Origin of the sequence: Kitasatospora sp. NPDC059571, from assembly GCF_042735675.1 — a bacterium.
GTDB lineage: Bacteria > Actinomycetota > Actinomycetes > Streptomycetales > Streptomycetaceae > Kitasatospora.
Genome location: NZ_JBHWBW010000507.1, coordinates 1 through 5,527, shown reverse-complemented (window position 1 = coordinate 5,527; position 5,527 = coordinate 1). Strand labels below are relative to the sequence as shown.

At 75.8% G+C, this 5,527-nt stretch carries 7 protein-coding genes; all 7 read right to left on the bottom strand.

Annotated elements, in window-relative coordinates:
• The coding region (locus tag ACFV0G_RS34140; RefSeq protein ID WP_380556368.1) for an urease accessory protein UreD at window positions 1–618 on the bottom strand (618 nt) is incomplete at its 3' end.
• Window positions 615–1,304, bottom strand: a complete 690-nt coding sequence (ureG, locus tag ACFV0G_RS34135) for an urease accessory protein UreG (protein ID WP_380556366.1) — start codon at window positions 1,302–1,304, stop codon at window positions 615–617. The genes ACFV0G_RS34140 and ureG, both read right to left, overlap by 4 nt.
• Entirely contained in the window at window positions 1,294–1,950 is a 657-nt protein-coding gene (locus ACFV0G_RS34130) for an urease accessory protein UreF (RefSeq protein ID WP_380556364.1), read from the bottom strand. The genes ureG and ACFV0G_RS34130 overlap by 11 nt, the downstream gene beginning before the upstream one ends.
• A gap of 43 nt (window positions 1,951–1,993) precedes the next feature.
• On the bottom strand, window positions 1,994–3,730 hold the full coding sequence (locus ACFV0G_RS34125) for an urease subunit alpha (protein ID WP_380556362.1): 1,737 nt from the start codon (window positions 3,728–3,730) through the stop codon (window positions 1,994–1,996).
• Window positions 3,723–4,055, bottom strand: a complete 333-nt coding sequence (locus tag ACFV0G_RS34120) for an urease subunit beta (protein WP_380556360.1) — start codon at window positions 4,053–4,055, stop codon at window positions 3,723–3,725. Before ACFV0G_RS34120 ends, ACFV0G_RS34125 begins: the two co-directional genes overlap by 8 nt.
• Complete coding sequence (locus ACFV0G_RS34115; RefSeq protein WP_380556358.1) at window positions 4,052–4,354, bottom strand: urease subunit gamma; 303 nt, start codon at window positions 4,352–4,354, stop codon at window positions 4,052–4,054. Before ACFV0G_RS34115 ends, ACFV0G_RS34120 begins: the two co-directional genes overlap by 4 nt.
• A gap of 181 nt (window positions 4,355–4,535) precedes the next feature.
• Entirely contained in the window at window positions 4,536–5,432 is an 897-nt protein-coding gene (locus ACFV0G_RS34110; protein ID WP_380556356.1) for an endonuclease/exonuclease/phosphatase family protein, read from the bottom strand.
• Between the last annotated feature and the right edge of the window lie 95 nt (window positions 5,433–5,527).

Genomic DNA, 5,527 nt, shown 5'->3' with positions numbered 1-5,527 from the left:
CTGGCCGGCGGTGAGCAGCTGGCCGCAGGTGCGGTGCGGGCCGAGCACGGCGGGGCCGTCCCAGCCGGGTGCGCCGGGGCCGAGGTCGGTCTGCTGGTCGAGGAGGGTGCGCCCGGCGCGCCGGACGGTGAGCCGGGAGGTGAGGCGGCCGGGGGGCGCGCCGCGGGTCCAGTCGTGGGTGCGGCCGAGGACGAGTTCCTCGCGCAGGCGCAGCCGGGCGCCGGGCGCGAGGGTGATCCGGGTGTGCAGGAGGAGGTGGCTGCCGGCAGCGGCGATCACCGGTTCGGGCAGCCAGTGCAGTTCGGCGTCCTCGTCGACGGTGAGGTCGAGGTCGTAGCGGGCGGGTTCGGGTCCTGCGCCGGGGAGGCTGACGGTGGCGGCCGCCCCGGTGACGGTGAGCACCGCGCCGGGCCGCACCGCGACGGCCAGCGCGAGGCGGTCGCCGCCGAGGGGGGCCGCCATCGAGCCGATGACGGCCACCCGGGCGCCGGGGCCGGTGGCGCGGGTGCGGCGCAGCGCGATCGGCCCGGCGCCGGCGAGGTCGGGCAGGGCGGTGCCGCCGCGGCCGTCGGGCGCCGCGGTGATCCGGGCGGCGGCCCGCAGGGCGGTGGCGGTCACCGGGCGGCGAGCCGCTCGCGCACCCAGGCGGCGACGGGGGCGATGCCGTCGGGCGCGGTGAGGGCGGTGAAGACGGTCGGCAGGTCGCCGCGCTGGGCCTTGGCGTCGCGGGCCATCACCGCGAGGTCGGCGCCGACCAGCGGGGCGAGGTCGGTCTTGTTGACGACCAGGAGGTCGGAGGTGGAGACGCCCGGGCCGCCCTTGCGGGGGATCTTGTCCCCGCCGGAGACGTCGATGACGAAGATCTGGTGGTCGACCAGGCCGCGGCTGAAGGTGGCGGTGAGGTTGTCGCCGCCGGACTCGACGAGGATCAGGTCGAGCGGGCCGAGGGCGTCCTCCAGCTCCTCGACGGCCTCCAGGTTGGCGGAGATGTCGTCGCGGATCGCGGTGTGCGGGCAGCAGCCGGTCTCCACGGCGGTGATCCGCTCGGGCGGCAGGACGGCGTTGCGCAGCAGGAACTCGGCGTCCTCGGTGGTGTAGATGTCGTTGGTGACGACGGCGAGGGAGAGCTCGTCGCGCAGGGTGCGGCAGAGGGCGGCGACGGTGGCGGTCTTGCCGGAGCCGACCGGGCCGCCGAGGCCGATCCGCAGCGCCCGGCGGGCCGGCGGGCCGTCGCCGGCCGTGGCGGTGGCGGTGTGGGTGTGGCGCTCGGGCAGGGCGTGGGGGTCCACGTGGTCACGATGCAAAGAGGCGAACCTTCCAGGTGCTGTGCTGTTCGGCGTGGATGTCGAGCAGCGGGGCGGAGGCGGCGGGCAGCTCGCCGCGTTCGGCGGCCAGGGCGGCTTCGGCGGCGACGGTGTCGAGCTGCGGGGCGAGTGCGGCGAGGACGGCGGCGACCTCGTAGGGGTCGAGGCCGAGCAGCCGGACGCAGGCGGTGGCCGGACCGTTGACGCTCTCGTACGCGGCGAGCCGGGCGGCGTCCGCGGGGGCTAGTCCGGCGGCGAGGGCGGTCCGGCCGAGGACGACGGGGTGGTGGGCGCCGCGCGGGTACTGCGTCCGCAGCTCGGTCAGGGCGGGGTGCGGCCAGGCGGCGAGGGCGGCGCGCAGCAGTTGGCGGCCGAGGCGGCGGCTGGTGGCGCGCAGCGCCGGGGAGGGGGTGCGGGCGTCGGCGGCCCCGTCGAGGGCGTCCGGGTCGGCGCCGGGTGCGGCCGCGGCGGCGGCCAGCGCGGCGGCGGTGAGGCCGGTGGTGTGCAGCCGCCCGGTGAGGAAGGCGGCGAGGGTCGGGGCGTCGTGGATGCGGCCGGCCTTGACGGCCGCTTCGGCGCCGCCGGAGTGGGCGTGTCCCCCGGTGGGGAACCGCCCGTCGGCGAGAAGGAGGAGGAGGGCGGACACGGTCGCTCCTGCGGGGTGGGCGGGCAGCGGCTCGGGCTGCCGGTCAGAACAGGAAGTAGCGCTGGGCGAGCGGGAGTTCGGCCGCGGGCGCAGGAGTGACCGGGTCGCCGTCGATGGTGACGGTGAAGGTGTCGGGGTCGACCCGGACGTCCGGGCGGGCGGTGTTGTTGACCATGTGGTCCTTGGTGACGCCGCGGGTGTTGCGGATGGCGGTGAACGCCTTGCGGACGCCGAGCAGTTCGCCGAGCCGGCCGGGCAGGCCGTCGTCGATCGCCGCCTGCGCGGTGAAGTTGAGGCTGTTGGCGGCGGGGGCGCGGCCGATGGCGCCGAACATCGGCCGGGGCAGCACGGGTTGCGGGGTGGGGATGGAGGCGTTGGCGTCGCCCATCTGGGCCCGGGCGATCTGGCCGCCCTTGAGGACGAGGTCGGGCTTGACCCCGAAGAACGCCGGGGTCCAGAGCACCAGGTCGGCGAGCCGGCCCGGTTCGACGGAGCCGATCTCGTGGTCGAGGCCCTGGGCCACGGCCGGGTTGACGGTGTACTTGGCGACGTACCGGCGGGCGCGCAGGTTGTCGGCGCGGCCGTCGCCGGGCAGGGTGCCGCGGCGCTCCTTCATGACGTGCGCGGTCTGCCAGGTCCGGGTGACGACCTCGCCGATCCGGCCCATCGCCTGGGAGTCGGAGCTGATGATCGAGATGGCGCCGAGGTCGTGCAGGATGTCCTCGGCGGCGATGGTGGAGGGGCGGATCCGGGATTCGGCGAAGGCCAGGTCCTCGGGGACGTGCGGGCTGAGGTGGTGGCAGACCATCAGCATGTCGAGGTGCTCGTCGACGGTGTTGACGGTGTGCGGGCGGGTCGGGTTGGTGGAGCTGGGCAGCACGTTGGGCTGCGAGACGACGGTGATGATGTCCGGGGCGTGGCCGCCCCCGGCGCCCTCGGTGTGGTAGGCGTGGATGCCGCGCCCGGCGATCGCCGCGAGGGTGTCGCCGACGAAGCCGGCCTCGTTCAGGGTGTCGGTGTGGATGGCCAGTTGGGCGCCGGTCTGCTCGCAGACCCGCAGGCAGGCGTCGATCGCGGCGGGGGTGGCGCCCCAGTCCTCGTGGATCTTGAAGCCGAGCGCGCCGGCCCGCAGTTGGTCGTGCATGGCCTCGGTGTTGACGGTGTTGCCCTTGCCGAGCAGGCCGATGTTGACCGGCAGGTCGTCCATGGCGGCGAACATCCGGGCGAGGTGCCAGCCGCCGGGGGTGATGGTGGTGGCCTTGCTGCCCTCGGCGGGGCCGGTGCCGCCGCCGAGCAGGGTGGTGATGCCGGCCGAGAGCGCCTCGTCGGCGAGCTGCGGGCAGATGAAGTGGACGTGGGCGTCGACGGCGCCGGCGGTGAGGATCTTCCCGTTGCCGGCGATCACCTCGGTCTCCGGGCCGATCACCAGGTCGGGGTGGACGCCGTCCATGGTCTCCGGGTTGCCGGCCTTGCCGAGCGCGGTGATCCGCCCGTCGCGGATGCCGACGTCCGCCTTGACGATCCCCCAGTGGTCGAGCACCACGGCGCCGGTGACCACCGTGTCGGGGGCGCCGTCGGCGCGCGAGGCGCGGCCCTGGCCCATCGACTCGCGGATGACCTTGCCGCCGCCGAACACGGCCTCGTCGCCGCCGCGGCAGCGGTCCTCCTCGACCTCGATCAGCAGGTTGGTGTCGCCGAGCCGGATCCGGTCGCCGGTGGTCGGGCCGTACAGGTCGGCGTAGCGCTCCCGGGTCAGCCACAGGGCGGGGCGGTCAGTCATCGAGGGCACCTCCGGTGGCGCCGCGCAGGCCGAACACCTCGCGCCGGCCGCCGATCGGGACGAGTTCGACCTCGACCGGGATGCCGGGCTCGAAGCGGACGGCGGTGCCGGCGGGGATGTTGAGCCGCTTGCCGTGCGCGGCGGCACGGTCGAAGTCGAGGCCGGGGTTGGCCTCGGCGAAGTGGTAGTGGGAGCCGACCTGGACGGGCCGGTCGGCGGCGTTGACGGCAGTGAGCCGGGTGACCGGCAGGCCGGTGTTCAGCCCGATGTCGCCGTCGCCGTGGAGGATCTCGCCGGGCACCGCGGGGGTGCCGGGGGCCGTCACTGGATCGGCCCGTGGACGGTGACCAGCTTGGTGCCGTCCGGGAAGGTCGCCTCGACCTGGACGTCCGGGATCATTTCGGGGATGCCGTCCATGACGTCGGCGCGGGCCAGCACGTGCCGGCCGGACTCCATCAGCTCGGCGACGGTGCGCCCGTCCCGGGCGCCCTCCAGGACGTGCGAGGTGATCAGTGCGACCGCCTCCGGGTGGTTGAGCCGCAGGCCGCGGGCCTGCCGGTTGCGGGCGACGTCCGCTGCGACGTGGATGAGCAGGCGCTCCTGCTCGCGCGGTGTGAGCTTCATCGTGGCGACCTCGGGTGGGGAGAGGCTGGCTCGGCGAGTCCGGCCAGTCGATCAACACGATGTTGACGTGGCGTTACGGCGGACTTTCCGCGCCGTAACCTCGGTGACCGGGCCTGCCGACGCGCCCCTGTATACCGCCGCCCCGCCCGCGCGGCCGGGCAGCGCGGCCGCCGACGGCGTGTCAGAGCCTGATCCGGGCCTCCACCGGGAGGTGGTCGCTGCCGGTGGCGGGCAGGGTGCGGGTGGACACCGGGACGGCGCCGCGGCACAGCACCTGGTCGATCCGCGCCAGCGGCAGGCCGGCCGGCCAGCTGAAGTCGAAGCCGGACCGGGCCGGGACGAGCCGCGAGGTCAGCGGTGCGATCCCGCGGTCGTCCAGGGTGGAGTTGAGGTCGCCGAGCAGGATCAGCCGGCGGGCGGGCTCGCCGTCGATCACGGCGGCCAGCCGGCGGGCGCTCTCGTCGCGCTCGGCGGTGGCGAAGCCGTCCGCCCGCAGCCGGACCGACGGCAGGTGGGCGACGTACACGGCGACCTCGCCCTGCGGGGTGTGCACGGTGGCCCGCACGCCGCGCTTCCAGTAGACGTGCACGGAGGACGGCTTGAGGTCGACCGGCCGGGCGTCGGTGAGCGGGTAGCGCGACCACAGCCCGACCGTGCCGGAGCGGGCCCGGTACGGGTAGGCGCCGGCCAGCACCCGCTCGTACACCGCGGCCCCGGAGGCGAGTTCCTCCAGCGCGACCAGGTCGGCGTGCCGGTCGAGCAGTGCCTTCGCGGTACCCTCCGGGTCCGCGTTGCCGTCGTCCACGTTGTGCTGGACGACGGTCAGGTCGACCCGCCCGCCGTCGGCCGGCAGCAGCCGCCCGCCGAACAGCACCGTCCAGGCGAGCACCGGCAGCAGCACGGCGAGCAGGGCCGCGCGGGAGCGGCGCAGCAGCGCGGCCGCCAGCAGCACCGGCACACCCAGGCCCAGCCACGGCAGGAAGGCCTCCAGCAGGCTGCCGAGGTGGCCGCCCCGCCCGGGCACCAGCCGGTGGCCGGCCAGCAGCAGCGCGAGCAGCACGGCGAGCACGGCCGTCACCGCCCCGGGCCCGCGCGGGGGCGTGCCGGGGGGGGCGCCCCTCCACGCCCCCCGCCGCGGTGTGTTCGGCTGGCTGGCGGGGCGGGGGGGGGCGC

What these genes read in the sequence shown, in the direction of transcription:
- ACFV0G_RS34125 (WP_380556362.1), bottom strand. Translation starts at nt 3,730, where the DNA reads ATGACTGACCGCCCCGCCCTGTGGCTGACCCGGGAGCGCTACGCCGAC.
- ACFV0G_RS34115 (WP_380556358.1), bottom strand. Translation starts at nt 4,354, where the DNA reads ATGAAGCTCACACCGCGCGAGCAGGAGCGCCTGCTCATCCACGTCGCA.